Consider the following 26,839-nt stretch of genomic DNA (forward strand, 5'->3'; position numbering starts at 1 on the left):
TCGAAGAATGTACGAGATCAGTATAAGTAACGTTTAATTCTGTACTCAAGTGAGCCAAATTATGGGACGAATGCATACACACAGACATGGAAAATCACACTCCATTAGACCAGCTACTCTACGTGCACCTTCATGGATCACACAAAGTCCTGCAGAAGTCGAAGAGTTAGTTATCAAGTATTCCAAAGATGGATTAACTCCTAGCCAAATTGGAATTAAACTAAGAGACCAACATTCAATCCCACTAATCAAACCAATTACAAAGAAAACAATTGGAGAGATTTTAGAAGAAAATGATTTGAAAGCAGAGATGCCAGAAGATCTTGAAAACATTGTCAAAAAGGCAGTGGGTCTTCAAAAGCACCTCAAAGCCAATAAAGGAGACAGAAGAAATGTTAGATCTTTGGAATTAATTGAAGCCAAAGTTCACAGATTATCAGTCTATTACAAAAAAATTGGCAGAATTCCAGCAACCTGGAAATATAAATCAGTAGTAGCTCAATTAGAGTAATGACAAAATCACTTGATGAGTCACTTTCGTTTTTCAAAGATAAGGTTTCAGATTGTATAAGATCCAAAAAATCAATTTTTGTTACAACCCATATTGATTGTGATGGGTTAACATCTGGAAGTATTATTACCAAAGCCCTAATCAGAGCAGGGGCAAACTGTACTGTTAGAACATCAAAAGAGTTTAGCAAAAATGTCGCAGAGTCTTTCAAAACAGATTCCAGAGATTTTCACATAGTAACTGATCTTGGAGGAGGTTTTGGAAAAGACCTCAATGAGACACTAGGGGATAACTGGATTGTTTTGGATCATCATCAGATTCCAGACGAGGAGATGGATAATCAAAATGTGATTAATGCATGGAAATATGGAATTGATGGAGGATTGGAAATTTGTGCTGGTGGTATGGCATATCTTGCATCCATGGCACTTGATGAAAAAAATTCAGACTTGTCATCAATTGCAGTAGTATCTGCACTGGGAGACAGACAAGACCAAGGGGAAAGAAAATCATTTACAGGAAAGAACTTTGAGATTGCAAATACTGCAAAAGAGCAGGGATTAGTTGAGATTGATTTAGACCTATTATTGGTTGGAAGAGAGACAAGACCACTTCCGGATGCATTGGCCTTTACGTCACAGCCATTTATCGAGGGACTTACCTGGAACAGGGATGCATGCCTTTCCCTGCTAAATTCGTCTGGCATTCAGCTAAAAGATGAGGGCAGATGGAGGGTTCCAGCAGAACTAGACGAGGAAGAAAAAAGACAGGTCATCGAGTCAATTACTAAATTTACATCTGGAAAAAATGCCACTGAAATAATGTCAGAATTAATCGGATACACATACACATTTCCAAGAGAAGATAGGAGAAGTTTCCTAAGAGATGGCAGAGAATTTTCAACCATGCTAAACTCTTGTGGAAGGATTAACCGCTCAGGGGTTGGAATGGCAATCTGCATGGGAGACAGAAACAAGATCCTAAGAGAAGGTGAGACCATTTTAACTGATTACAGAAAGATGATCAGAGAATACATGAATATTCTATCAAATGAGAGATGGAGAATATCAGAAAGTGAGACATGTGTAATGGTCAATGGAGAAGACATTGTCCCTGAAACAATGACTGGAACTATTTCATCTCTAATTGCAGGGTCTCCAAAGAATTCAGGAAAAATTGTAATTTTGAGAACAAAGGGAGAAGAGAACACAATCAAGTTTTCATCAAGAAAATCATTTGGTTGCACATCAGACATTAACCTAAGTGATTTGATGAGAACAGGTGCTGAGAAATTTGACGGTATTGGAGGAGGTCACGATGCAGCAGCTGGCGCAAAAATAACTAAAGACAAATTAGATGAGTTTCTCAATTATTTAGAAGTAAATGTCGTTAACGTGTCAAGTGCAGGTAGTTCTTAGTAACATTACAAAAGAAAAGGCAGAAACTGTCAAAAAAGCGCTAGAACCAGATAATGTGGATTTTCCAGAAGGATTGAGTCTTAATGTTGAAAATGTTGATAACAAACTAGTTTTTAATTTCGAAAGTAAGAAGAACATGAAGCAGTTGATTGGAACAATAGACGAAGTGATGGATCATATTCAGGTTGCACTAAAGGTGATAGAGTAATGCTAGACCCAAAACTACTCAAAGAAAAGCCTCAAGTTATTCGAGATATGCTCAAGGCAAGAGTAGTAGATTTTGACTTGGACGGACTAGTAGAGTCTGACCAAAAAAGACGAGAGTTTATCATCAAGACTGATGAGTTCAAAAAAAGGAGAAACGAAATTGGTAATGAGATTTCTCAAAAAAAGAAGGCAGGAGAAGACACATCATCAATTTTAGCAGAGATGAAAAATGTTTCAGCAGAACTTGCAAAATTAGAATCAGAACAAGAAGAAATTGAAAACAAGTATTCCAAGCTAGCATTTACAATTCCAAATTTAGTTCATGACTCAGTTCCAGTTGGACCAGACGAAACTGCCAATAAGGAGATGAGAAAATGGGGCCAAATTCCAGAATTTGATTTTAAGATAAATGATCACATTGACATATCTGAGAATTTAGATCTAGTTGATTTAGAGAGGGCAGCAAAAGTTGCAGGTGCCAGATTCTATTATTTGAAAAATGATCTAGTAAGACTAAACCAATCACTAATCCATTTTGCATTAGACTTTCTAACAGAAAAAGAATATTCGCTGGTTCAGCCCCCATACATGATTAATCGCTCATCAATGGAAGGTGCAGTGATTGCAGATGATTTTGAAGAGGTAATCTACAAAGTAGAAGAAGAAGACCTCTACATGATTGGGACATCAGAGCATGCAATGGCAGCAATGCACTCAAAAGAAATCATAGAAGGAAAAGATCTTCCAATAAAATATGCAGGAGTAAGTCCATGCTTTAGAAAAGAAGCTGGAGCACATGGACGAGACCAAAAGGGAATTTTCAGAGTACACCAATTTGATAAGATTGAACAGTTTGTTTATGCAAGACCAGAGGATTCATGGAAAGAGCATGAAAAGATGTTAGCAGTAGCTGAAGAGTTTTACCAGAAATTAGAGATCCCACACAGAGTCATGTTGTTATCAACGGGGGATATGGGAAAGATTTCAGCTAAAACATATGACATTGAAGCTTGGATGGCAGGACAGAATTCCTACAGAGAAATTGTATCATGTTCAAACTGTTTGGATTACCAAGCAAGAAGACTAAAGATCAGATTCAGAGACAAAACAAACGAAGACACACAATATCTGCACACATTAAACAGCACTCTTGTAGCCACAACCAGAGTTCTAGTCTCAATTATGGAGAATTTCCAGACAAAGGATGGTCACATCAAAATTCCTCAGGTTTTACAGAGTTACATGGGAAATCAGAAAGAGATCTAGTGACATACCCTTATATTTTGGGTTTAAAGGTCGATAATAATTGGCACGTAGAAAAGGTAGAGTAAAGGACAAGTGGCGTGAAAAACGCTGGGTTACTGTAAATGCTCCAGATTCATTTAACAATGTACCAATTGGATATGTACCAATTACCGATGACGAAAATGCTGCAGGTAGAGTTTTAGAAGTTACACTTTATGATATCCTAAAAGGAGATCCTTCACAACACCAATACAAAATCTATTTCCAAATTAACAAAGTTGATGGAGACAAAGCATCAACAATCTTCAAGAGATTTGAATATTCAAAAGAATTTTTGCGCAGTCTTGTAAGACGCGGTTCATCAAAAATCAATTTCATTATTGATGTCAAAACAAAAGACGGATACATCTTTAGAATCAAAGTAATTGCTTTGACTCACAGACAACTTAACACATCTAGAAAACATGCACTTCGATTAATTGCAAGAGATGTAATTAACAAACAAGTTCCAGACATGACAATTGAGCAATTCGTTCAAGCAACATGTTACAGTAAAATCAACTCAGACATTATGGCTGCATTCAAGAAAGTCATCAGAGTAAGACACGTAGGTCTTGAGAAAGTTAAACTCATCAGAACTGCTGAGAAAGAAACAGTTTTGCTTGAAGCATAAACAGTCAAACGTATTCTAGTAGAACCATGAATGATAAGATAGAGATTACAATTGATGCCATAGTTCATGCAACTGAAGATATTTCAAAAATTTTTGAATCCTTTGAGATACTAGAACTAAAAGAAGAAGACTTTACAGTCAATGAAACAACAGGCCACTTTGATAATCCAATTCTTTTGCTAAATGTAAAAATTGTCAAAAAACAGGCTCTAAATTTCCTAAAAAGACTAGTAGAATTACTACCATCAGAACAAGTTGAGGGATTGGTAGATGAAATTGAGGAGAGAACAGTTGATTCAAGATTTCACATGAGACTAGACAAACAAGAACTAGTGAAAGGCAACATCACAGTAAGCGAAAAAGACACTATAAAATTAAAAATTCACACACCCATCTACAACAAAAAAGACACCATCAAAACATTTACAGAAATTTTTCAGATTGCCAACTAGATTAAATAGAATAAAACCGCAATATCAATTGGGAATGAGGAGATAACAGCCGCTCCAGTCTGAGCGAAAGCTTTGAAGACGCCGCGACGAACCGACCCCAAATTTTGAATCGATCAATTAATCAAAAACACACGATTCCTTAGACAATTTCATGGTATTATTTTAAATACGGACAGGCGAACATCTTATCGTGGCAGATTATGATGTTATAATTGCAGGTGGAGGCCTTGCAGGTACAATTACAGCTCAAGCTATTTCACACTATACTAATCAGAATGCAAAAATTTTGGTAGTTGACAGAAATGCTGCAACATTACCAGGTAGAAAATCATTATCTGGCTGGGTATGTGGAGATGCATGCTCCAAAGAAGCAGTAGATTTCATGTCAGAAAGAATCAAGGTTCAATGGACCAGACCAGAAATCGAACATGACGTAAAAGGCGTCATGGCATTTTCTCCAGACAAAGAAACTGCAATTCCATTTGATGGTGCAGGATACATGTTAAATCGTCAAAAACTACCAGAAATTCAAAATGAAAGATGTCAAAAAATGGGAATTGAATTTGAGTTTGAGAAAAATCTTTCAGGTCTAATTTATGAAGGTCAACAAGTTGTAGGTGTTCAAGGAACAGACAGTAAAACAAATGAGCCATTCAAAAAGACAGCAAAAATTGTCATTGATGCCACAGGTGTTGCATCTATGCTTAGAAATGGATTGAAGAACTCTACCAAAGTAGAAAAAAGAATCGATAGACGAGACTTGGAATCAACTGGCAGATACATCATGTATTTTGAACCAGGACAAAAAGATCTAACAGAGTTTGATCCTGATTATTGTATTATTCATTTAGACCAAGACATTGCCCCAGGCGGATACGGATGGGTATTTCCTAAAGCAGATAACAAAGTCAATATCGGTTTAGGAGTTGAAAAATCACTTTTAGAAAGAAGAAACAACAGATTAGGTAAAAAAGACAATGTCGAATCTTTAATGAAAGAATATTTGGAGAGAAACACAGCAATTAAAAATCCAAAACTTTCCCAAGACCCTGAAGACATTAACAATAACTCAGGAATTTTCCAAGTTTCAGTTAGAAGACAAAACGATTGTATGGTTTCAGCAGGATACATGATGGTTGGAGATTCTGCATGGATGCCAAAACCAATTGATGCAGGAGGAATTGGTCCAGCATTAATTGCAGGAACTATTATAGGAAATAATGTTGCACAAGCTCTTGAAGCAAATGATGTTTCAGAAGCAAGTCTATGGCAATATAATTTAGATTTCATTAAAGAGTATGGTTACAAGACTGCAGGTCTAGAACTGTTTAGAAGACTAGTTCAACAGATGACAAATGAGCAAATCAGTTATGGCATGAAACACTTTTTGGGAAATCTTGATGTAGAATCAATCAGTAAAGGTGAACACCCAGACTTTTCAGGATTAGGAAAGATTGGAATGATAATCCGAGGAGCAATGAACAAAACAGTTGCAGACGGATTAAGATACACATCAAAAGAAAACCAATGGTTAGTAGAGCACTATAATAATTATCCAAAAGACCCATCTGGTTTTGATGAATGGAACAAAACACTTCACGGAAGAATGGATGAAGCTTTTGCAAAAGTAGAAGCATTTGGAAAATAGAACTAACAATAAATATTGTTGAAATTAATGGAAACGTACTTTGGAAGAAGTTCAATATCTAGATTGGAATAATTCAATTCAAACTCTCAACAAGGCATATGATGCAGGCCTTTTTGTGCTCATTATAGGACCAAAAGGTACAGGCAAGACATCACTAGTTAGAGATTTTGCAAAAAACAAAGGAACTAACTTAGAATCAATCAATTTTAGCCTCAGAACAAGAGAGAGTCATCTAGTTGGAACAAAAACACTCACTGATGGAACCGTGAGTTTTGATGAAGGGGTTTTGATAAAATCAATGAGAGAAGGAAGTTTACTTTACTTGGATGAAATTAATTCTGCAGAAGCTGATGTCTTACTTAGATTAGATGAAGCACTAGATGACAGAAGACAAATTGCATTAAAAGAATCAACTGGCGAAGTAGTAAAAGCAAAAGACAATTGGTTTGTTGTTGCAACTATCAACCCATTAACTCACAGCGGAACAAAGGAATTGCCTCCACAACTATTAAGCAGATTCCCAGTTAGAATCAGATTAGAATATCCTCCTGAAGAAGTAGAGTTGGAGATTGTGAAAAAACATGTATCAGGAGAATACGATTCCCAAATAGTTCAGGCAATCAAACTAGCAAACACATTAAGACAAGCAGCAGCTGTTGAAGAATTATTTTATTCCCCAAGTTTAAGGGAGACAATTGCTTTTGCAAAATTATTAGACGGGGGAATGGCTGCAAACGAAGCTGCCAATTTTGTTTTTGGAAATGTGTACACACAGTGGGGAGATATAGAATATCAAAAAGTAAGTGACATCATTACCTCAATGTTTGGAAACTAAATGCAATCAGTCAAACTTCAAAACGAATCACTAGTAGAGATTGCCACATTTCTTGTTAGAAGATGGTCAGAAAGAGACAACATAATTGTAGAGATTTCAGACAAAGTTGAAACAAGAACAAGACTAAAAGAAAACAAGGTAATCTTAACGCCATTAGAAAAAAGAGTTGGAAGTGATTTTCAAAAGTACAGACAATTCAGGACGTCACTATGGTATGAAGCAATGAGAATAAAATTTTGCAAAAAGATACTCAGCAATGATCATGCATTTGGTTTTATTCTAAACACAATGGAGACAAGACGTGTAGAGGAACTAGGCAGACGGGTATGGAGAGGAATGGACAACGAGATTATCTTCAATTATGCCTACATGCTTGTTGCCAGGCCACAATTACACACAGTTTATGGAAAAGCAAGGTTAGTTGAGGCGTTTTATCAGTACTTTATGTTTGGAGCAATCAAAGGAGAAATCCAGTCTAGTCATTTTGAGAGAATAAGAAAAGCAGATACATTTGCTAAAAAAATTGTAAACAAAGCAATCAAAGAAAATCATGACACAGAATGGCTAGAAAAAAATGTCAGTGAGATTATCAAGATTTTAGAAATTGATTCTCTTCTAACAATTCCAGTGTCACTGCCATTTATGAAAGCTGGAATGCCATTGTCTGAAGAAGAGTTGCTGAGAGTTTTGAAGATAGTTTCTAAAAACAAAGAAGGAGATTTTGGTTCAGTTGATCCTTCTACAATATTAAAAGGAGATAATGTAATTGATGAATACAATGTTTTGTTAGATGAAGATAAAAAGACAGAAAATAAGGGATTGATGCCAGAAGCAATAGGAATTCAGATACCATCTACACGAAATGTAGATGAGACAACAATCTACGACATGAGTTTGATAAACGGATTAAAAACAAAATTCAAAGAATGGAAAACAGGTTGGAAAGAACAACATTTGAGCTCAGGAGACGAGTTTGATGAAGAAAGCTACATTGAAGGAAATGAGCCATTCTTTACAGATATAAAAAAATCAATTAAAACTAAAGTTGTCATACTGTTAGATCATTCATCAAGCATTTCATCAGATGCAATAGAATACAAAAAAGCAACACTTGCACTTTGTGAAGTCTTAGCATATCTCAAAGTAAAATTTGCAGTTTATGCATTTAGTACAGAGAATAGATCAGTAGTATGCTGGTCTATAAAACCCGACAACATGAAATGGAACAATGTAACAGCAAAGAGATTAGCCCAGATTGTTGCAAATGGTTCAACTCCATTAGCAGAAGTATATGATAAGATGTTTCCAGTTTTACAATCAAAACGACCAGATATTTTCTTGACATTAACTGATGGAGAGCCATCAGATCCAGATGCAGTCAGAAACATGACAAAATCATTGAAAGGGCTAGGCATAAGCATGGCAGCACTAGGCCTTGGACCAAATACGGTTAGAGCCACAACTATTGCAAATAATCTAAGACATTTGGGATATGAGAAAACTATGGCAGTAAGCCGTTTGAGAGACATTCCAAACAAGGTCATCAAAATTTTAGACATCTAAATTGAAAATAGGCTGAACTAATTTTCTATAGATATTTTATTGAGAAAAAATTAGTAGGTTTAGAAATTGTCAGAAAATCAAAATTACGATCCTGCATTGTTACAAAAATTTGAAGACGAGGTATGGAACAAAATCCCACACAGAGAAGGGGATAAGATTGTAAATGCAACACCATTAGTTGATCTAACTGCAGATTTGAAAGAATGTGCTAAAAGTGTCTTTAAACTAAATCTAGATGACAAAGATTTCAAAATTTACGGAAAGTTTGATTCAGAATTACTTAGTGGTTCTATCAAAGTAAGAGCAGCATCACACATCATTCATGAGGCAATCAAATCTGGTAAATGTAACGGTAAACGAATAGTAATTGAAGCCACATCAGGCAACTTTGGAATTGCATTAGGTCTTTTATCAAAACTTGGAGTAACTGTAGTCGCACTTGTTTCAAGGAAATTACAAGAAGGTGTATTCAAAGAGTTAAGAAATGAAAATATCAAAATTATGGATTTGGACATGGATATTTGTCCAGCTCCTGGAATGGAGAACAAAGCAGATGAGATGGCCGCAAAAGCAACTGCTGCAAACATTCGTTCACAGTTAGCTGAGATGGGATTTAATCCTCAAGTGTTTGATAATAATCTTGGAGAGATTGAAGCACTACTAGCAAAACAAGATATCATTAATCTAGCAAGATTCTTGGCAGAGATTTACAATATGTTTTGTCCAAAACAATATGATAACGAATTAAACATTGATATTCACAATACAGTTACTGCACCTGAAATTGATCAGCAGTTGCACGAAAATGGTGATTCATTAGAAGATTATGCACTCTTTTGTTCATTTGGAACTGGTGGTACATCAGGCGGTCTAAGCAAGTACATGTCTGAAAAATACAACAAAAAGACAGTTCACGTTGTGTTTCCACCACTAGGCCAAGATGTTGCAGGAATTAGAACAAAATCAAAGGCAGCAGGCTTGACACTATACAATCCTGAATCATATACAGAGCACGAAGTTGATTTTGAGAATGTAAAATTTCTTCTCAAGTTTATGGTGGACAAGGGACACGATATTGGTGAGAGCAGTGCATTGGAGCTTTATGCAGCATTAGAAATGGTATACAAGGGAGAAATCAAAAAAGGAGTAGTCATGATTGCAGATGGAATTGAAAAATACAGAAAGAACTTTGAGCAAATTTCACAAGATAAACCTCCAATGAAAATATCAGTAGAAGATGCAGCTGCTGCTGCAGATGATTATGACAATATCATTTGGGTTCACACACAGTACACACCTAAAGAAGAAGGAATTGAAATTATTGCAAAATCACTAGGGGTCGATAAATCAAAGATTACTGTACCAAAGGCATCTACTATTAACAACCTATTATCAACACAACAAGTTCCTGAAGAGCTTAGCAAAGAGCTAGAAGGTTCTAAAGGAAAATCATTGTTAGTGTGTATGGCAGGAAATACATCACTTATGACTGCACAAGTTCTAGCTAACAAAGGAATAGTCACTCAGAGTTTGAATGGCGGAATAACTAATTTGCCTGAAGGACAAGGCAAAAATCCTGGAGAATACATTCAGGTAGCTAGAGAATAATTTGAAATGCCTTTCAGTATCTCAACCATTTGCTGATTTAATTATTTTAGGAAAAAAGACAATCGAGTTACGCAAATGGAATACTAATTTTCGTGGAGAATTACTAATACATGCTCCAATAAAGATTAGAAAAGAAGACTGTAAGAGATTAAAGATTAACAGAAAACTTGTCACAGGTGCAATTGTTGGTAAAGTCGAAATTTATGATGTAAAAAAATATGATTCACAAAACCGAGTTAAGGTAGATCAAAAATTTCATTTTGCTTCAAAAAATTTTCATGACAGAACTTTTGGATTCCTACTAAAAAATGCAAAATCATTTCGAGTTCCCATCCCATACAAAGGACAGTTAGGATTGTTTGATGTAAAATTACCTAAAACAAAAATCAAAAACAAAGAGATAGTTTCAGACATTATCGATGAAGAATACAGATACCAATGGATTGGTCACCATTGAGCAAACCCAAATTTTCCTAAAAAATTTGACTAGTATATATAAAGGGGCTATTTAAAGTCCCTCGTTATGCCTCAAACAAAGCCCATTGTGAGTGTTGAAAATGTTGTTGCATCTGCATCAGTTGATCAAAAAATTGACCTTAATGAAATTACAGAAAAATTTCCTGACACTGAATATCATCCAGAGCAATTTCCAGGATTGGTTTTTAGATTAAAGAGTCCAAGAACTGCAACTTTGATTTTTAGAACAGGAAAAATGGTATGTACTGGAGCAAAGTCAGAAGAGATGGCAATCAAAGCCGTAAACACTGTCGTCCAGAAACTCAGAAAAGGAAAAATCAAAATAAAAAATGATGCAGTCATTACTGTACAAAATATAGTTGCAGCAATTAACCTAGGTGGAAAAATACATCTGGAAAAAGCAGCAAGAACATTACCAAGAAGCATGTATGAGCCAGAACAATTTCCAGGACTCATTCATAGAATGCTTGACCCAAAAACTGTAATCTTGTTATTCGCATCAGGAAAATTAGTATGTACTGGAGCTAAAAAAGAATCAGATGTGTATCGCTCTGTTCACAACCTACATTCAGTTTTAGAAGAAAAAAATCTAATGATCTATGACGAATAGATTTTACAAAAATAAGATTGACTGAAGATAATTTTGCAGAAGAGAAGAAAAGATTAACTCCAGATAATGGATTTGATTTGATTGGGATTGATTATTTTTCAGAACCAGGAAATCAGTTGTACCTTGTAGAACATTTTGAAATGTATCAAGATGCACTAAATGCAAAAAAAGAAAGAAAGAATCCTGATGAATATTTTATTTTGTATAAAGGTGCAGGCGGAGAATTTCTCTGCAGATAAGCCAGAAAAATAGAATAACTTTACTATATTTTACAAACTCTCTTATCATTAGGTTTTTGACTCAGAATTTTATGGTCAATGAAACTAGTGATTTGATTGATAATATTTACGAAAAAAACGAGCCTGCACAAAATGAATACAAGCCTCAAATTATTCGCAAAAGTCAAAAAGCAAAATATCAGATTTTTGATGAATCAGAATTTACTCGTGGTAGAGAGGTATTAGGAGACCTCATCGTACATGGAATGATAGCCTCCGGAGGCACAGATATTGACTGGTTGATTGAGCACAAAGGAGGATTTGTCATTCTAGAATTCAAGGGATTTCACAATGATAAGATAAACATTGCAAAAGGTCAGATGATTGCATATGAAAAGTTGCATGAAAAACTAAACCAATCAGCAAAATGTTATCTATACATTGTTGGATGTGATGATATTGATTTTTCAAATCCTGATGCAACAATATGGGTTTTTGAGATGAATCAGTGGAAATCAAATGCAATACCAAAAAACACTAATGATATTTACGGAGAGGATTCAAATCGACAAAACAAGTTCATAGTTTATCGAGAATATATGGAAGAGATTAGTGTAGAAAAATTAAGAGACATTATTGATTCTCATTGGAAAGAATTTGAGAGAATTATGCAGTAAATGAAAACGTACTAGATTTTGTTTCAGCACCATTATCTACTTGGATAGTATAAGTACCAGAATTTTCCCATCCAGGACCACCAGCAATTGCAAGTGTAGAATATCCGCCATCACTTTTTAGTGAAAGTTGTTCTGTCCAAACAAGTTCACCTTTCTGGTTTTCTATAGACAGATTTATTGAACTACCAGTATCTGAAACACCATTAATTGAAATAATGTCTTTATTGTTATATGATGCAAAGTCGGTTTGAATCATTAGCGATTCGGTAGTTGTTTGTGTAATAGGTTTTACAGTATTAGGAGTTACGTTAGAAATTCCAGTAAATGATGCAGCAACTGCAATGATTACTACAAATGCAACAACCCCAATGCCTATCATTAACTTTGAATTCTTTCTTGATGTAGAGGAAATTTTTGGTGGTGTTGTTCTAATTGTTTGAGTTTTTTGAATAGATGACGTTTCAGGTATTACTACATCTGGAACTACAGGTTTTTCAATAGAAGCAATAGTTTCAGATTTTTCAATAGGAGTCTCAGGTTTTCTTCCAAGATGTTTTTCTGCTAATTTTTTTACATAGTTTCTTTCAAAATTACTAATTACTTCATTATTCTCACAAGCTCGACGAATTTGTTTTAAAATTCGATCATCACCAAAATCTTTTTCCAAAAGAGCCTTTACATCATCAAGTAATGAATCCACGAGTATTTTCTCCTATAATGATTATTTATGAATTCCTTGTTTAAGATTGCGATTAATTTCTCTTAATTTCAGATTTAATTAAAAATGAGTGATTTCAGACTATCTAGAGTAGATTTTCTGGGCTTGGATAATGACAGTTCTGATGTAGTCTTTTGCAGTAGAATCAGATACACCCATCTGTTTTGCCCTTTGATACAAGGCATTTTCTTGAGGATTGCTTAGATAGCATTTTAGAAGATAGTTTAGTCTGTGAGATCTCTTTTCATCGCTTTTCATAATTTTCCTTCTTTTCTATACTAAAAAGCTCAGAGGATTATGAAATAACCAACAATGTATCACAAAATTCTAAAAAATACATATGATCTTTTTTAAACAATAGTAGAAAATCAAATGAAAATGAAACGAATCGAGGCAACAGTTCAAACAGATAAGACCAGTGCAGTTTCTGATGCAATAAAAGATCTAGTAGGAGGATATACCATCTTAGAAGGAAATGGTAGAGGTTCTGGAAAGAGGCAAGAGATCAGATCAGGAAGAGGTACAGGTTCATTCACTGCAGAATATAACAAAGTTGCAACAGTAACAACAGTAGTAGATGACTCAGATCTAGAGAAAGTATCCTCAGCAATTGCTGAAGCAGCTTTTACAGGAAAGGGCGGAGATGGAATTATCATAGTCACCAATGTAGAAAGTGCTCTAAACATAGCATCTAAAAAGACGGGTTCTGAAGCCCTCTAATCATTTTATTTTATTAAATTCAGAATTTTATTTTGAAATTAAGCTGCTGAGAGGAAAATTCCTCTCAGGAGGTATCCTTTTGGAGGACATGTTTTTTGAAGGGATAGTGTCTTATTACAAACTAAGTATAAAAGCAAAGGATTTTGAAGTCACTGTTGTCCTTCAATTCCCATCAGCGTTAGTGTTGATCTGATTTTTGGGATCTTTCTAATCTTCCAAGTAATAGTTTCACGTAATGTTTCTACTTGAGAAGATTCTACTTTTGCTAAAATATCATATGCACCAAATGTGCCATGAACTTCAACAACGCCTTCAATAGATTTTAGTTCTGATATCACAGCCTCTTCAGAACCTAGCTCACAGTTTATGAGAACATAAGCTGTTGCCAATTATGATTTAACTCCTATTTTCATAATTAAAATGCCATCTTGAAATATATAAGAATAGTCCGATTTACTTAAAAATTCAACATTATTTTGGGTCAAACTATTAACATTTGTAAAGGAAATTACTAAATTTAAAAATAAATTTAAGACATAGAATATGCTTCATACATGATCTTTTCTAGGTCTTCAATATTTTTTGAAAAGGTAATTTTGGAACGAAGTTTTGAACCACCTTTCAATCCTTTTGTAAATCTCATGGCTTGACTTTTGATATTAGAGAATTTGATTTTGTATTGATTGGTAAGATGAAGGTAATCAAAAAATGAATCTAATCTATCTTTGAAAGAGTATTCTTTGTAGGAGCCAGTCTTAAGATAATCATTTATCTGTTCAAACAAGAAGGGATTACCCATAGCACCACGACCAATCATGACATAATCACAATTAGTCTCATCAAGCATCATTTTAGCATCTTCAGGAGTAGTAATATCTCCATTTCCAACTACAGGAATACTGGAAATTTCTTTTAGTTCTTTGATTAATTTCCAATCGGCATTTCCAGAATATCCTTGACTGACAGTTCTAGGATGAAAAGTTATCATTTGAATTCCTTCATCTTCAGCAATTTCTGCAATTTCTTTAAAGAGAAATTTGCTTGCTTCTGTAACACCGGAACGAATCTTAAGAGTTACTGGTTTTTTCACAGCATTCACAAGAGTTTTAAAAATTTGTTGTGTGAGGTTTACTTCTTGTAATAGAGCTCCTCCTGCCATTTGCTGTGTAATATGGGGAGCAGGGCAACCCATGTTATAATCAATAATATCAAAATAAGGCTCCACAATAGTTGCAGCCTTTTCTAATGCATAAAGATCAGAGCCAAACAATTGAACTGAAATCGGTCTTTCTTGTTCTGAAAATTCAATAAACTCTTGAATTGTTTTCAGATTTTCTTTAAGTTGTTGTTCTTTTGCAATTATACTGTGAATGCTAGTAAATTCAGTTACTACCAATCCAGCTCCCATCTTTTTGCATTGTAATCTCAAAGCAGGATCACTAACTCCAGCCATAGGAGCTAAAAACGCCCGACTGGAGAATTTTGGAAGCATAAACAAACTAAATAATTTGAATATATTTACTATTTCAAAAATTAGTTGTCAGGACAACCGTCAGTGTCTCTGTCGCCGTCAAAATCTTCAGGATCTAGAGGACACAAGTCTTCGTCATTAATGATATCATCCAGATCATCATCATGGACAAATCTTTGTTGTTCTGGGGCAATGTCTGGACAACCATCATCATCATTGTATTTATTCCAGGTTTCAGGATTTGTTGGACAAGAGTCAATTGAATCATAGAATCCGTCACCGTCAGAGTCAAATCTTGTTGGGGCGGTTGATGCTGCAGCCAATACGTCTGGGCAGCCATCCCAATCCAAGTATCCATTAAAGTTCTCTTGTTCATCAAGACAGGAATCCCATCTATCATCAATTCCATCACCATCAGTATCTGGGAAAGAGTAAGAAGAGGTAGCAGTACCTATAGAATCAGGGCAACCGTCCAAATCTTGATAATAATTGTAAGTTTCAGGTTCTAGTGGACATGCATCAGAGACATCTAGGATTCCATCCATATCTGAATCACGTGTAGAGGAAGAATCATCAGGGCAACCGTCAGAGTCTTGGAATCCGTTGTATGTTTCAGGTTGTGTTGGACACAAGTCAAGGTTATCGACTATACCATCACCATCTGAATCATATGTAGAAAATCCATCTGCAAGAGAATCAGGACAACCGTCCAAATCTTGGAATTTGTTGTAAGTTTCCCTACTTTGAGGACATTGATCAACATCATCAGTTACTCCATCATAATCAGCATCACCAGATGAATCATAGGGGATTGTATCTGGACAACCGTCTTCATCTAAAAATCCATTATGACGTTCTCCAATTGTAGGACATAGATCCATTTCATCTGGAATTCCGTCAGAATCAGAATCAAGTAATGCAGATTTTGATATTCCAGGAACGTCGGGACAACCGTCAGTGTCTAAAAAGCCGTTAAAGTTTTCTGGTTCATCAATACAAGCATCCCACCTATCAATGATTCCGTCACCGTCAGTATCTGGGAATATGTAACTTGACAAGACACCATCAACAGAGTCAGGACAACCGTCTTCATCTTGGAATTGATTATAGGTTTCGGGTTCTAGTGGACAAATATCTAAAACATTTGGAATACCATCCATGTCAGTATCAAGAGTGGAAGCAGAACTGTCGGGACAACCGTCAGAGTCTTGGAATCCGTTATAGGTTTCTGGTTGATTTGGACACCAATCTAAATTATCAATAATTCCATCACCGTCTGAATCATAAGAGTATCTATCATCAAATAGTGAATCAGGGCAACCGTCAGAGTCTTGGAATTTATTGTAATTTTCAGGACTGTATGGACAACTATCAAATTCATTTAACAGACCATCACCGTCAGCATCACCAGAAATTGGTAATTGTAAAACATCAGGGCAACCGTCAGAGTCTTGGAATTTATTGTAATTTTCAGGTTCTAGTGGACATGCATCAACATCATCACCAATATGATCATAATCAGAATCAATAAAGCCGTCAGAGTCTACTCCTGGAATATCAATACAACCGTCCTGATCTTGAAAGTTGTTATAATTTTCAGGCTCGTTTAAACATTGATCCCATCTATCATCAATTCCATCACCGTCAGTATCTGGGAATTCATAAACAGAACCTATAGAATCAACAGAGTCAGGGCAACCGTCAGTGTCTTGATACAAGTTGTAAGTTTCAGGTTCTAGTGGACATGCGTCCTTATTATCAGAGATTCCATCCTGATCACGATCTAGTAAATTAGATACATCATCAGGGCAACCGTCAGTGTCATCAATTCCATTAAATGTTTCAGGTTGTGTTGGACACAAGTCCAGATAATCAGGATATCCATCACCGTCAGAGTCAACAATTCCAACATCGCCATCAGGGGATAAATCAGGGCAACCGTCTTCATCTTGGAATTTATTGTAATTTTCTTTTACAGTAGGACAGCTATCAAGATGATCTTGAATACCGTCATAATCAGCATCATACCAAGGAACAAAGTCTGCAGGACAACCGTCAATGTTGTTACCGTATTCAGGATCATAGTCTTCTAAGAGATGAGGACAGAAATCAACAGCGTTTGGAACACCATCACCGTCAGTGTCAATTGCCTCATTTGCAAAAACACCATTTGGTGCCATTCCAATAGACATGGTGAGTAAAAGTAAAAATCCTAAAAGATATTGTTTCATGTTCCCTGATTCCGCTATTATCAAGTATTTATTAAGTCTCACGTTAAATAGATTCTTTCAAAATATAGAAACTAGATTTATGGATCAGGACAACCGTCAGTGTCTCTATCACCATCATAATCTTCAGGATCTAGAGGACACAAGTCTTCGTCATTAATGATATCATCCAGATCATCATCATGGACAAATCTTTGTTGTTCTGGAGCAATATCTGGGCATCCATCAGTGTCAAGGTATTTGTTCCAAGTTTCAGATTCTGTTGGACAAGAATCTACAGCATCAGGATATCCATCACCGTCAGAGTCAGCATAGACAGGAGTGGTAGATTCTGCACCTAATACATCAGGGCAACCGTCCCAATCTAGATTATCATTAAAGTTTTCTGGCTCATCAATACAAGCGTCCCATCTATCAATGATTCCATCACCGTCAGTGTCTGGGAATGTATAAGCAGATAATGAACCGTCTACAGAATCTGGACAACCGTCAGTGTCTTGATACAAATTGTAAGTTTCAGGTTCTAGTGGACATGCATCATTCATATCGAGGATTCCATCCATATCTGAATCAAGTTTGTTATCAGAAGTATCAGGACAGCCGTCAGAGTCTAGGAAACCATTGTATGTTTCAGGTTGTGTTGGACACAAGTCTAGATAATCAACAATTCCATCACCGTCAGTGTCAGCGGAAGATTTGTTATCAGCAACCCAATCAGGGCAACCGTCAGAATCTAGATATTTGTTCCAAGTCTCTTTTGCAGTTGGACACTCATCAATATCATCAAAGATACCATCATTATCAGAGTCACCTACAGTTTGATGAAAAATACTATCAGGACAACCGTCTTCATCTTGGAATTTGTTATATCTTTCAGCAATAGTTGGGCATTGGTCCAAATGGTCAGCAATACCATCATAGTCAGCATCAGCCATATCACCAGCAGTTGTACCTAAGACATCAGGACAACCGTCAGAATCTAAAAATCCATTAAAGTTTTCTGGTTCATCAATACAATCATCCCATCTATCTTCGATTCCATCACCGTCAGTGTCTGGGAATGTATAAGCAGATAATGAACCGTCTACAGAATCTGGACAACCGTCAGTGTCTTGATACAAATTGTAAGTTTCAGGTTCTAGTGGACATGCATCATTCATATCGAGGATTCCATCCATATCTGAATCAAGTTTGTTATCAGAAGTATCAGGACAGCCGTCAGAGTCTAGGAAACCATTGTATGTTTCAGGTTGTGTTGGACACAAGTCTAGATAATCAACAATTCCATCACCGTCAGTGTCAGCGGAAGATTTGTTATCAGCAACCCAATCAGGGCAACCGTCAGAATCTAGATATTTGTTCCAAGTTTCAGGACTAAATGGACATAAATCAACTAAATCAGGAATTCCATCTCCATCAGAGTCACCAAAGGTTACATGTTGAACTATATCTGGGCAACCGTCAGTGTCTTCAAATTTATTATAATTTTCACGGTCTAGTGGACATGCATCAACATTATCAGGAATACCATCAAAGTCAGCATCAGGAGCTTCAGGATTTGTTATTCCAGGAATATCAGGGCAACCGTCAGAATCTAGAAATCCATTAAAGTTTTCTGGCTCATCAATACAATCATCCCATCTATCAATAATTCCATCACCGTCAGTATCTGGGAATGTATAAGCAGATAATGAACCGTCTACAGAATCAGGGCAACCGTCAGAATCTAGAAATTGATTGTAAGTTTCAGGTTCTAGTGGACATGCGTCCTTATTATCAGAGATTCCATCTTGATCACTATCAATTACAGAATTATCATCATCAGGGCAACCGTCAGTGTCATCAATTCCATTAAATGTTTCAGGTTGTGTTGGACACAAGTCTAAATAATCAGGAAAACCATCACCGTCAGTGTCAGCGATTCCAGTAACACCATCAGGAGATAAATCAGGACAACCGTCTTCATCTTGGAATTTGTTGTAAGTTTCTTTTACAGTAGGACAGTTGTCAACATGGTCTTGAACACCGTCATAATCAGCATCATACCAAGGAACAAAGTCTGCAGGACAACCGTCAATGTTGTTACCGTATTCAGGATCATAGTCTTCTAAGAGATGAGGACATTCATCAACAGCGTTTGGAACACCATCACCGTCAGTGTCAATTGCCTCATTTGCAAAAACACCATTTGGTGCCATTCCAATAGACATGGTGAGTAAAAGTAAAAATCCTAAAAGATATTGTTTCATTTTATGAACACCTAAGAGTCTGGACAACCGTCAGTGTCTCTGTCACCGTCATAATCCTCTGGTTCAAGTGGGCACATGTCATTTTCGTTAATAATATCATCTAAATCAGCATCATGTTTGTATCTTGATTGTTCTGGAGCAATATCTGGGCACCCATCAGCATCTAGGTATTTGTTCCAAGATTCTTTAAGATTTGGACACAAATCAACATCATCATTTATTCCATCCTCATCAGTATCAACTACCACATTTCCAACCGGAAGGATGTCAGGACAACCGTCATAATCCACATATTTATTCCAGGTTTCATTTTGAGTTGGACACATATCCATTACATCAGGTACACCGTCACCGTCAGAATCAGGTTGAGTAGTATCAATATCAGGACAACCGTCTTCATCTTGGATGCCATTATAATTTTCTGCAACTAGTGGACATTCATCACTAACATCAGGAATACCATCATTATCTGAATCTACTACAAATGATTCAAAAATAGTATCAGGACAACCGTCATCATCTTGGAATTTATTCCAAGTTTCTTTTGCAGTTGGACATGCATCTATTGCATCAGGAATACCGTCTTGGTCTCGGTCATGACTAAGGATATAATCATCAGGACAACCGTCAAGATCAAGAATTCCATTATAGGTTTCTGGTTGATTTGGACAATGATCATTGTAATCATTGATTCCATCATTGTCAGAGTCTGGTGAGCCTTTGTTATCAGCTATAGAATCAGGGCAACCGTCCAAATCTTGGAATTTGTTGTAAGTTTCTGGAACAAGTGGACATTCATCTACTGAATCTAAAATTCCATCAAAGTCAGTATCTAAACTGGTAATATAATCAGGATAATCAGGACAACCGTCTTCATCTTGGAAGCCATTGTATCTTTCTCTATCTAGAGGACATTCATCTACTGAATCTAAAATTCCATCAAAGTCAGAATCTGCTTCAGATGGATTATCTGGACAACCATCTTCATCATGATATCTATTCCAAGTTTCAGCTGTTGAAGGGCATTGATCTAAAGCATCTCTAATTCCGTCACCATCAGAATCCATAACAGATACATCGGGACAGCCATCTTCATCTTGATATCCATTTACTGTTTCAGGTTCTAGTGGACATTGATCATTCAAATCAGTAATTCCATCACCATCAAAGTCTAGTGCTGAAAGTCCAGAGACAGAATCAGGACAACCGTCTTCATCTTGGAAATTATTGTAAGTTTCTTTTGCAAGTGGGCATTCATCATTTGCATCAATGATTCCATCTAAATCACGGTCACCAGAACCATAAGCATCTGGACAGCCATCTCTATCTTGGATGCTATTGTAAATTTCTGGTTGGTTTGGACAATGATCTCTATTATCAATTATACCATCGTTATCAGAATCAGATGAACCTTTGTTATCTGCAACAAAGTCAGGACAACCGTCCAAGTCTTCGAACATATTGTAAGTTTCTTTTACAGTAGGACATTGATCAATACTGTTAGGAATTCCATCAAGATCTGAATCACTGTCACTAGAATAAGGAGGAATGTCAGGACAACCGTCTTCATCTTGGAAGCCATTGTATCTTTCAGGTTCTAGTGGACATGCATCATCCACATCCATTATTCTATCACCATCTGCATCATTCAGAGAACCAGCAAAGGAAGGAATAGAATCAGGACAACCGTCATAATCAGCAAAGCGATTGAAAGTTTCAGGATCAGTAGGACAAATATCAAATTGATTTGCAATTCCATCACCATCAGTATCAACAAAATCAGAATCTAATGTAACATCTGGACAACCATCAGTATCTAGATAATCATTATAGACTTCAGGTTCTGTGGGACACAAGTCTATAGAATCTTGTATTCCATCATTATCAGTATCAACAAAAGCTAAATCGTTTGCAGAATCAGCACAACCGTCTTCATCTTGGAATTTGTTATAAGTTTCTGGACTTAATGGACATTGATCAATATTATCAGGAATTCCATCCCTGTCACGGTCACCAGAACCAAAGTCATCTGGACAACCGTCTCTATCCAAAATACCATTAAAAGTTTCAGGTTGATTGGGACACAAGTCTACAGTATCAACAAATCCATCACCATCAGAGTCAGGTAATCCTCCTTCTCCACCTTCAGGAGAAATATCTGGACAACCATCTTCATCTTGGAATTTGTTATAGTGTTCTTTTAGATTAGGACATTGATCAATATGATCTTCTATTCCATCATAGTCTTCATCATACCATGGAACGAAGTTTGATGGGCAACCATCTAAGGCACCCTCATAATCTTCAAGTAAATTAGGACATGCATCAACAGCATCATCAACACCGTCATTGTCCAAGTCGCCTTCTGCAAATGCGGGATTGATAGGCATGCTAGTTAGAGTCGTTAATAGTAACAATAGGAATGGTAAAGTATGTATTTTCTTCAATGCCTAAAATATTCCTGAGGATCCAGTTATTAAACCTCACTCTAAATTCGGCCAAAAACATCAAGGGTTTTGGGAAAATTTTCAATCTTTAACAAAAAACTCGATCAATTTAAGTAAACCAAAACAAGATCTGGACTAATGAGTTGTTCAGGAGAAGTAGTTGAAGGGGAAGAACAACTAATTCAGATCAAACCTGCAATTTCTAAACAATTAAAAAAAGCAAAGTATGGTGTTTCTGACCACTCTACTGTAGAACTATGTCATTGGACAAAAAAATCATTCAAACATGAAGGTAGTTGCTACAAACACAAGTTTTATGGAATTTCAACTCATAGATGTATGGAATTTTCTCCAGCAGGAATGCATTGTGAAAATCGTTGTGTGTATTGTTGGAGACCAATGGAGTTTTATGATTCATTAGAAATGAAACCAGAACAAGTTGCAGAACCTAAAGAAATTTTAACCAAACTAATGGCTGAAAGAAAAAAACTGATCAATGGGTATTATGGGGATTCAAGAAATGATAAACAAAGATTAGATGAATCATTACTTCCTAGTCACTATGCAATTTCACTTTCAGGAGAACCCACAATGTATCCCAAGTTACCAGAGTTGATAAAATATCTAAATTCTCTTGATGCAACAAAATCAATTTTCCTTGTTACAAATGGTCAAGAACCAGATATGATTCAAAGACTACAAGATGAAGATGCGCTTCCCACACAATTGTATTTATCAACTAATGCGGCAAATTATGAATCATTTTTAAAAATTAACAAACCAAAATATGATGATTCATGGGAAAGATGGAATAGAACACTTGGAATGTTAAAACATCTCAACACAAGAACTGTTCTACGTATAACTCTGATTAGAAATTATAATGATCAAATAGATATGATTCCAGCATTTGCCAAAATGTTTAGAGAAGCAAGTCCACATTTTATTGAAATAAAATCTTACATGCATATTGGAAGGTCTACAAATAGATTAGAACATTCAAACATGTTAGAGATGGAAGAAGTGAAAAGATTTAGTGAACAAGTTGCAAAACAAAGTCAAATATTTTCAATTATGGATGAAAGTTTTGTTTCTAGAATTTCAATTTTGCAAAATAATGAAAGGTTTATCGACCGCTGGATTCCAGCTTATTCAAATACCAATTAGAAAATTTTTTTAGTGCTTTGAATCTATGAGATAATTCATTTTTATGATCAATTTCTGCAAAAGTTTTTCTAGAATTTTTTGGAATGAATATTGGATCATATCCCCAACCTTTACCTTTTTGAGATTTTGAGATAATACCATCTAATTTTGCATCAAATGATTCAAGAATTTTTTTATCACAATAAGTTATGATTGAAATAAATTTTGCTTTTCTTTTTGATGAAACAAGTTTTAGAATTCCCTTGTTACCAATTGTTTTGAATACATATGAAGAATAAGGACCAGGAAAACCATTCAATGAATCTATGAATAAACCATCATCTTCTATAATTATTGGTTTTTTACATTTTGAAAAAGCATTTTTTGCTTTTTTTTCTGCGATCTCTTTTAGTGAATCAGATTGAATCTCTTCCAAATGTAATTTAAAAAAACCTAGGTTGATTCCAAATGAATCTAAAATGCTTTTAGCTTCTTTGTATTTGTGAGTGTTTGAAGATACAAAATATAGATCAAACAACTTGTGCATACCTACCACGACTTTCTATATCAGATACTAATTTAGTAATTTTCACATAATTGGCATTACCTATCACAGATTTGTATCCAAGTAGAAAATTTTTCCAAGCAGGAATCATGATTTTTGCGTGAGCACTGTTCAATATTTCTTTGATTAATCTAAGATCAACTGCATGATCTTCAGGTTTGATAGTATTTTGAGATAAGCCAAAATCAATTACAAAGACATTATTTTTGAAAAAAATAAAATTTGAAGTGGTTAAATCTCCATGCATAATACCGTTTTTGTGAAGCATGCCAACCAATTTTCCAATTGATTTTGATAATTGAATTATTTTTGGTTCAGATAAATCATGAACAGGTTTTCCAGGAATTTCTTGCATAATGATTGACGTATTTTTTAAATTCACAAAATAAACAAGAGGTGCAGGAATACCAAATGATTTTACTTGTGATATTATTTGAGATTCTTTGATTGTTCGTTGTTTTCGTATTTTTGAATCAAGAGAAGAATTTCGATAATTTTTTGTCTTCCTAATTTTTAAAATAGCGTGAGAATTTTGCCATCTGGTTTGATAGATATCAGCTTCTGCACCCTTTTTGATTAATTTCATTACCGTTATATTCAAACGAATTCAATAAAAATTAATCATGGAAGACGGTGAAAAAAGACTAAAACAAGAAGATTGTAGTGAAGATGTTTTAGGTTCAGGAATTCTCACATTAACCAACAAAAGATTAGCTTTTGATAAAACCAGAGCAAGAATGATGGATTTTTCAAAACATATGGGAGACACCATCTTAGATGTAACACTAGACAATGTAACTAAAACATGGAAAGAAGGACTACTTATGAAAAAAGTATGTTTTATTGTAAAGACAGATGAAGGTGAAAAAACCTACAAGTTTGGTGTGTTTAATACAAAAAATTGGCTCAAAAATATTGATGATGCAGTTGACAATTACAAAAATTAATAATTCACTTTAACAGTGTCCAATCTCCAAGACTGGGTAACAAAAGTATCTTTTAGTGAAACACCTTTTTTGATTTGAGATTCCAAAAGGCCTGTCCAACATATTTGACTGCCACAATCTCCAGCATATTTCAAAGGAACAACAAAGAATTTTGCACCATGTCGTTTACACACATTTTGCAACATTTCAGATAATCTCTTGTTAGCTGCTACACCACCTACAATCATTAGTTCCTTTTTTCTTGTAAAAGATAGTGCACGTTCTACAGCTTCTGCAATCATTGCAAAAGCTGTTTCTTGAATAGAGTAACAGGCATCAACTTTACTTTTTTTGGCTACAGATTTTGTTGCAGATAATAAACCAGAAAATGAAACATCGTTTCCTTTGACAGAGTATGGTAATGTAACATAGTTTGAAGAAGTTGTTGCTAATTCTTCAATATTTTTTCCACATGGAGAAGCAAAACCAATTGATCTACCAAACTGATCAAGCAGTTGCCCTAAAGTAATATCCAAAGTTTCACCAAATACTCTCCACTGTTTATTGAGAAATGCCAAAAGCATTGTGTGACCCCCAGATACTAAAAGAACTAGAGGATTACTTGCACCAGTTAATAGTTTTCCTAATTCGATATGACCTAATGCATGATTTACAGGATAGATTGGAATTTTGTAAAATGATGCAAGTGATCTTGCAACTACAGCTCCAACACGCAAACATGGTCCTAAACCAGGACCGCCAGCATAAGATACAATGTCTAAATCATTGATTTTGATATTTGCTTCATCAAGACATTCTGATAATACTAATGAACTGTTTTCAATGTGGTGTCTTGAAGCCTCTCTAGGATGAATGCCTTCACCATCAGCAGGACGGTATATTTTCCTAACATCAGATAAAATTTTTCCTTTTTTTCCTTTTTTTTCTATAACTGCACAAGAAAAAGTATGAGCAGTACTTTCAATTCCTAATCCTAACATGTTATCCCCTACTTAGTGTTGATACAATTTTAATCACATCACCGTTTTTTAGTTTCTGATCACCACTGATTCTTTGTTTTGTTTTACAGTCAATTGCATGTAGAAATCCCTTTGCAATATCAGCATGAATTAATTCAGCTAAATCTTTTGCAGTAGAGTCTTGAGGAAGTAATTTTGTATCAGGAAGAACAACACCATCTTTGTTGGTAAGTTTGGTTTCATCTTCAACGGGATAGGCAACTATGAAATTCAATGAATCAAAAACCGCAGTGTTGAGAATTTTCTGAATTCCAGTAGAAGGGATTTTCTCAAAGACAGATTTTACCAAGTCAAGCGCCTTTTGTTGTGGAGGAGCAATTTCTTTTCCTTCTGCAATTGTAAATCCTTCATCTCCAGACGAATAATTTACAATTCCAGCTTTTGATGCCTTTCTTAATAACAATTCAGTTTCTGCGCTACAAGGAACCACATTGTCATTAATTTTTTTAATAATTGCAAGATCAGGGCATAAATCAGCTTTGTTTGCAGCAATAATCATTGGTTTTGTATTTTTTCTTAGTTCTCGTGCAAATTCAACAATATCATTTTCAACCCATTCTTTTGGATCTCGTGAGATAAAACCTAGTTTTTGTAATACATCTTGTACTTGAAAGTCTTTGATGCCTAAACCTGTAAATCGTTTTGCAATTCCATCTGTAAGTTTTGCTCTTTTCTGATGAATCTCTCTTGTAATTTTATCCCATTCACGTTTTAAAATATCAGCAAACCATAAATCAAATTCATCTTGAACAAACTCTACATCTTCAAGAGGGTTATGAGTTCCAGGTGGAACAGGTTGTCCTTGAATATCAGTAGTGCCAGCAATATCAACAACGTGAATCAAGACTTCAGCTTGTCTTGCATCATCAAGAAATTGATTTCCTAAACCTTTTCCTTCATGAGCTCCTGGAACTAATCCAGCAATATCAATTAGTTTTACAGGGATAAATCGAGTTCCATTAACACAAAGATCATTTTGATGTTCAATCTTGAAATGCTTACAAGCACAATCAGCTTTGACATATGCAACTCCAACATTTGGCTCAATTGTGGTAAATGGAAAATTTCCTGAAGCTACAGGAGTCTCAGTTGCAGCAGAGAAAAATGTAGATTTTCCTACATTTGCTTTACCTAAAAGACCAATTTGCAATGATCTCAAAAATTCAATTCTACTTATTAGTATTGCA

The 26,839-nt window shown here is 35.4% G+C and carries 28 protein-coding genes; 17 read left to right on the forward strand and 11 right to left on the reverse strand.

Features of this window, described 5'->3' with window-relative positions; all coding sequences use genetic code 11:
• Positions 1 to 61 precede the first annotated feature (61 nt).
• From ACQY2P_RS06245 to ACQY2P_RS06310, 14 genes are all read left to right on the forward strand, one after another.
• Positions 62 to 511, forward strand: coding sequence for a 30S ribosomal protein S15 (locus ACQY2P_RS06245; protein WP_428325808.1), 450 nt, complete (start codon positions 62 to 64; stop codon positions 509 to 511).
• On the forward strand, positions 511 to 1,929 hold the full coding sequence (locus tag ACQY2P_RS06250; RefSeq protein ID WP_428325809.1) for a DHHA1 domain-containing protein: 1,419 nt from the start codon (positions 511 to 513) through the stop codon (positions 1,927 to 1,929). The genes ACQY2P_RS06245 and ACQY2P_RS06250 overlap by 1 nt, the downstream gene beginning before the upstream one ends.
• Complete coding sequence (locus ACQY2P_RS06255; RefSeq protein ID WP_428325810.1) at positions 1,895 to 2,137, forward strand: KEOPS complex subunit Pcc1; 243 nt, start codon at positions 1,895 to 1,897, stop codon at positions 2,135 to 2,137. Before ACQY2P_RS06250 ends, ACQY2P_RS06255 begins: the two co-directional genes overlap by 35 nt.
• The gene (gene serS, locus ACQY2P_RS06260; RefSeq protein WP_428325811.1) at positions 2,137 to 3,402 is read left to right on the forward strand and encodes a serine--tRNA ligase; all 1,266 of its coding nucleotides are present in this window, start codon (positions 2,137 to 2,139) and stop codon (positions 3,400 to 3,402) included. Before ACQY2P_RS06255 ends, serS begins: the two co-directional genes overlap by 1 nt.
• Positions 3,403 to 3,442: 40 nt before the next feature.
• On the forward strand, positions 3,443 to 4,054 hold the full coding sequence (locus ACQY2P_RS06265; protein WP_428325812.1) for a 30S ribosomal protein S3ae: 612 nt from the start codon (positions 3,443 to 3,445) through the stop codon (positions 4,052 to 4,054).
• A gap of 26 nt (positions 4,055 to 4,080) precedes the next feature.
• Entirely contained in the window at positions 4,081 to 4,506 is a 426-nt protein-coding gene (locus tag ACQY2P_RS06270; RefSeq protein ID WP_428325813.1) for an RNA-binding domain-containing protein, read from the forward strand.
• Positions 4,507 to 4,696: 190 nt separating this feature from the next.
• A complete protein-coding gene (locus ACQY2P_RS06275; RefSeq protein WP_428325814.1) occupies positions 4,697 to 6,154 on the forward strand; it encodes an NAD(P)/FAD-dependent oxidoreductase in 1,458 nt (485 codons plus the stop codon).
• Between the two features lie 40 nt (positions 6,155 to 6,194).
• Positions 6,195 to 6,989 carry an AAA family ATPase gene (locus tag ACQY2P_RS06280; protein ID WP_428325815.1) on the forward strand — a complete coding sequence of 265 codons (795 nt, stop codon included), beginning with the start codon at positions 6,195 to 6,197 and terminating at the stop codon, positions 6,987 to 6,989.
• Complete coding sequence (locus ACQY2P_RS06285; protein WP_428325816.1) at positions 6,990 to 8,552, forward strand: VWA domain-containing protein; 1,563 nt, start codon at positions 6,990 to 6,992, stop codon at positions 8,550 to 8,552. It begins immediately after the preceding gene.
• Positions 8,553 to 8,618: 66 nt separating this feature from the next.
• Entirely contained in the window at positions 8,619 to 10,160 is a 1,542-nt protein-coding gene (locus tag ACQY2P_RS06290; RefSeq protein ID WP_428325817.1) for a pyridoxal-phosphate dependent enzyme, read from the forward strand.
• A gap of 1 nt (position 10,161) precedes the next feature.
• Positions 10,162 to 10,617, forward strand: coding sequence for an ASCH domain-containing protein (locus ACQY2P_RS06295; protein ID WP_428325818.1), 456 nt, complete (start codon positions 10,162 to 10,164; stop codon positions 10,615 to 10,617).
• Positions 10,618 to 10,683: 66 nt separating this feature from the next.
• Positions 10,684 to 11,247 carry a TATA-box-binding protein gene (locus ACQY2P_RS06300; RefSeq protein ID WP_428325819.1) on the forward strand — a complete coding sequence of 188 codons (564 nt, stop codon included), beginning with the start codon at positions 10,684 to 10,686 and terminating at the stop codon, positions 11,245 to 11,247.
• 17 nt (positions 11,248 to 11,264) lie between these two features.
• Positions 11,265 to 11,486 carry a hypothetical protein gene (locus tag ACQY2P_RS06305; protein WP_428325820.1) on the forward strand — a complete coding sequence of 74 codons (222 nt, stop codon included), beginning with the start codon at positions 11,265 to 11,267 and terminating at the stop codon, positions 11,484 to 11,486.
• A gap of 71 nt (positions 11,487 to 11,557) precedes the next feature.
• Entirely contained in the window at positions 11,558 to 12,142 is a 585-nt protein-coding gene (locus ACQY2P_RS06310) for a hypothetical protein (RefSeq protein ID WP_428325821.1), read from the forward strand.
• Here ACQY2P_RS06310 and ACQY2P_RS06315 read toward each other — a convergent pair.
• Entirely contained in the window at positions 12,132 to 12,842 is a 711-nt protein-coding gene (locus ACQY2P_RS06315; protein ID WP_428325822.1) for a hypothetical protein, read from the reverse strand. The genes ACQY2P_RS06310 and ACQY2P_RS06315 overlap by 11 nt on opposite strands.
• Before the next feature lie 99 nt (positions 12,843 to 12,941).
• The gene (locus tag ACQY2P_RS06320; RefSeq protein ID WP_428325823.1) at positions 12,942 to 13,118 is read right to left on the reverse strand and encodes a hypothetical protein; all 177 of its coding nucleotides are present in this window, start codon (positions 13,116 to 13,118) and stop codon (positions 12,942 to 12,944) included.
• Positions 13,119 to 13,238: 120 nt separating this feature from the next.
• Between ACQY2P_RS06320 and ACQY2P_RS06325 the strand changes: the two genes are divergently transcribed.
• A complete protein-coding gene (locus ACQY2P_RS06325; protein WP_428325824.1) occupies positions 13,239 to 13,580 on the forward strand; it encodes a P-II family nitrogen regulator in 342 nt (113 codons plus the stop codon).
• Positions 13,581 to 13,729: 149 nt separating this feature from the next.
• On the opposite strand, the gene ACQY2P_RS06330 is transcribed toward ACQY2P_RS06325, so the two are convergent.
• The 5 genes from ACQY2P_RS06330 to ACQY2P_RS06350 all read right to left on the reverse strand — a co-directional run bounded on the left by ACQY2P_RS06330 (position 13,730) and on the right by ACQY2P_RS06350 (position 21,918).
• On the reverse strand, positions 13,730 to 13,969 hold the full coding sequence (locus ACQY2P_RS06330; RefSeq protein ID WP_428325825.1) for an Lrp/AsnC family transcriptional regulator: 240 nt from the start codon (positions 13,967 to 13,969) through the stop codon (positions 13,730 to 13,732).
• A gap of 140 nt (positions 13,970 to 14,109) precedes the next feature.
• The gene (gene dusB / locus ACQY2P_RS06335) at positions 14,110 to 15,072 is read right to left on the reverse strand and encodes a tRNA dihydrouridine synthase DusB (RefSeq protein ID WP_428325826.1); all 963 of its coding nucleotides are present in this window, start codon (positions 15,070 to 15,072) and stop codon (positions 14,110 to 14,112) included.
• 41 nt (positions 15,073 to 15,113) lie between these two features.
• On the reverse strand, positions 15,114 to 17,282 hold the full coding sequence (locus tag ACQY2P_RS06340; RefSeq protein ID WP_428325827.1) for a thrombospondin type 3 repeat-containing protein: 2,169 nt from the start codon (positions 17,280 to 17,282) through the stop codon (positions 15,114 to 15,116).
• Between the two features lie 77 nt (positions 17,283 to 17,359).
• Complete coding sequence (locus ACQY2P_RS06345; RefSeq protein WP_428325828.1) at positions 17,360 to 19,528, reverse strand: thrombospondin type 3 repeat-containing protein; 2,169 nt, start codon at positions 19,526 to 19,528, stop codon at positions 17,360 to 17,362.
• A gap of 11 nt (positions 19,529 to 19,539) precedes the next feature.
• Positions 19,540 to 21,918, reverse strand: coding sequence for a thrombospondin type 3 repeat-containing protein (locus tag ACQY2P_RS06350; RefSeq protein ID WP_428325829.1), 2,379 nt, complete (start codon positions 21,916 to 21,918; stop codon positions 19,540 to 19,542).
• Between the two features lie 195 nt (positions 21,919 to 22,113).
• Between ACQY2P_RS06350 and twy1 the strand changes: the two genes are divergently transcribed.
• Positions 22,114 to 23,142, forward strand: a complete 1,029-nt coding sequence (gene twy1, locus ACQY2P_RS06355; RefSeq protein ID WP_428325830.1) for a 4-demethylwyosine synthase TYW1 — start codon at positions 22,114 to 22,116, stop codon at positions 23,140 to 23,142.
• Here twy1 and rdgB read toward each other — a convergent pair.
• Together rdgB and ACQY2P_RS06365 are read right to left on the reverse strand one after the other, a co-directional pair.
• The gene (rdgB, locus tag ACQY2P_RS06360; RefSeq protein ID WP_428325831.1) at positions 23,102 to 23,668 is read right to left on the reverse strand and encodes an RdgB/HAM1 family non-canonical purine NTP pyrophosphatase; all 567 of its coding nucleotides are present in this window, start codon (positions 23,666 to 23,668) and stop codon (positions 23,102 to 23,104) included. The genes twy1 and rdgB overlap by 41 nt on opposite strands.
• Positions 23,652 to 24,272: a KEOPS complex kinase/ATPase Bud32 gene (locus ACQY2P_RS06365; RefSeq protein ID WP_428325832.1), complete on the reverse strand. Its 621-nt coding sequence runs from the start codon at positions 24,270 to 24,272 to the stop codon at positions 23,652 to 23,654. Before ACQY2P_RS06365 ends, rdgB begins: the two co-directional genes overlap by 17 nt.
• A gap of 37 nt (positions 24,273 to 24,309) precedes the next feature.
• Here ACQY2P_RS06365 and ACQY2P_RS06370 point away from each other — a divergent pair, with 37 nt between their 5' ends.
• The gene (locus tag ACQY2P_RS06370) at positions 24,310 to 24,633 is read left to right on the forward strand and encodes a hypothetical protein (RefSeq protein WP_428325833.1); all 324 of its coding nucleotides are present in this window, start codon (positions 24,310 to 24,312) and stop codon (positions 24,631 to 24,633) included.
• Here ACQY2P_RS06370 and kae1 read toward each other — a convergent pair.
• Positions 24,630 to 25,613, reverse strand: a complete 984-nt coding sequence (kae1, locus tag ACQY2P_RS06375; RefSeq protein WP_428325834.1) for a KEOPS complex N(6)-L-threonylcarbamoyladenine synthase Kae1 — start codon at positions 25,611 to 25,613, stop codon at positions 24,630 to 24,632. The two genes, ACQY2P_RS06370 and kae1, sit on opposite strands and share 4 nt — an antisense overlap.
• Before the next feature lies 1 nt (position 25,614).
• The gene (locus ACQY2P_RS06380) at positions 25,615 to 26,802 is read right to left on the reverse strand and encodes a redox-regulated ATPase YchF (RefSeq protein WP_428325835.1); all 1,188 of its coding nucleotides are present in this window, start codon (positions 26,800 to 26,802) and stop codon (positions 25,615 to 25,617) included.
• Positions 26,803 to 26,839 lie beyond the last annotated feature (37 nt).

This window comes from Candidatus Nitrosopumilus sp. (assembly GCF_965262695.1).
Lineage (GTDB): Archaea > Thermoproteota > Nitrososphaeria > Nitrososphaerales > Nitrosopumilaceae > Nitrosopumilus.

Bases quoted from the DNA above. Each gene is read 5' to 3' on its own strand.
- ACQY2P_RS06250 (WP_428325809.1), top strand. From the start codon at position 511: ATGACAAAATCACTTGATGAGTCACTTTCGTTTTTCAAAGATAAGGTT.
- ACQY2P_RS06350 (WP_428325829.1), bottom strand. From the start codon at position 21,918: ATGCCTATCAATCCCGCATTTGCAGAAGGCGACTTGGACAATGACGGT.
- ACQY2P_RS06370 (WP_428325833.1), top strand. From the start codon at position 24,310: ATGGAAGACGGTGAAAAAAGACTAAAACAAGAAGATTGTAGTGAAGAT.
- ACQY2P_RS06340 (WP_428325827.1), bottom strand. From the start codon at position 17,282: ATGAAACAATATCTTTTAGGATTTTTACTTTTACTCACCATGTCTATT.
- serS (WP_428325811.1), top strand. From the start codon at position 2,137: ATGCTAGACCCAAAACTACTCAAAGAAAAGCCTCAAGTTATTCGAGAT.
- ACQY2P_RS06365 (WP_428325832.1), bottom strand. From the start codon at position 24,272: ATGAAATTAATCAAAAAGGGTGCAGAAGCTGATATCTATCAAACCAGA.
- dusB (WP_428325826.1), bottom strand. From the start codon at position 15,072: ATGCTTCCAAAATTCTCCAGTCGGGCGTTTTTAGCTCCTATGGCTGGA.
- ACQY2P_RS06300 (WP_428325819.1), top strand. From the start codon at position 10,684: ATGCCTCAAACAAAGCCCATTGTGAGTGTTGAAAATGTTGTTGCATCT.
- rdgB (WP_428325831.1), bottom strand. From the start codon at position 23,668: ATGCACAAGTTGTTTGATCTATATTTTGTATCTTCAAACACTCACAAA.
- ACQY2P_RS06255 (WP_428325810.1), top strand. From the start codon at position 1,895: ATGTCGTTAACGTGTCAAGTGCAGGTAGTTCTTAGTAACATTACAAAA.
- ACQY2P_RS06320 (WP_428325823.1), bottom strand. From the start codon at position 13,118: ATGAAAAGCGATGAAAAGAGATCTCACAGACTAAACTATCTTCTAAAA.
- ACQY2P_RS06285 (WP_428325816.1), top strand. From the start codon at position 6,990: ATGCAATCAGTCAAACTTCAAAACGAATCACTAGTAGAGATTGCCACA.
- ACQY2P_RS06345 (WP_428325828.1), bottom strand. From the start codon at position 19,528: ATGAAACAATATCTTTTAGGATTTTTACTTTTACTCACCATGTCTATT.
- ACQY2P_RS06270 (WP_428325813.1), top strand. From the start codon at position 4,081: ATGAATGATAAGATAGAGATTACAATTGATGCCATAGTTCATGCAACT.
- ACQY2P_RS06310 (WP_428325821.1), top strand. From the start codon at position 11,558: ATGGTCAATGAAACTAGTGATTTGATTGATAATATTTACGAAAAAAAC.
- ACQY2P_RS06325 (WP_428325824.1), top strand. From the start codon at position 13,239: ATGAAACGAATCGAGGCAACAGTTCAAACAGATAAGACCAGTGCAGTT.
- kae1 (WP_428325834.1), bottom strand. From the start codon at position 25,613: ATGTTAGGATTAGGAATTGAAAGTACTGCTCATACTTTTTCTTGTGCA.
- twy1 (WP_428325830.1), top strand. From the start codon at position 22,114: ATGAGTTGTTCAGGAGAAGTAGTTGAAGGGGAAGAACAACTAATTCAG.
- ACQY2P_RS06245 (WP_428325808.1), top strand. From the start codon at position 62: ATGGGACGAATGCATACACACAGACATGGAAAATCACACTCCATTAGA.